The organism is Drancourtella massiliensis, from assembly GCF_016900655.1.
GTDB lineage: Bacteria > Bacillota > Clostridia > Lachnospirales > Lachnospiraceae > Sellimonas > Sellimonas catena.
The window spans coordinates 1-230 of record NZ_JACJKH010000144.1; the positions used below are offsets into that span (position 1 = coordinate 1).

The 230-nt window shown below is 52.6% G+C and carries 1 rRNA gene; it reads right to left on the reverse strand.

The window, feature by feature from the left end:
* Positions 1 to 230: ribosomal RNA gene (locus H6A32_RS16120) — 23S ribosomal RNA — on the reverse strand; the annotation flags it as partial.

The following is a 230-nucleotide window of genomic DNA, read 5'->3' on the forward strand; positions in this document are numbered from 1 at the left end:
ACGTGTCTCGTAGTACTCTGGATCCTGCCGCGCTTCCTCGAATTTCATGTACGGGGCTTTCACCCTCTCTGGCTGGCTTTCCCAAAACCATTCTATTACTCTTGGAAGTCACTTACGCAGTCCGAACCCCAGCATGCACGCACACTGGTTTGGGCTCTTCCGGTTTCGCTCGCCGCTACTCCCGGAATCGATGTTTCTTTCTCTTCCTCCGGCTACTTAGATGTTTCAGT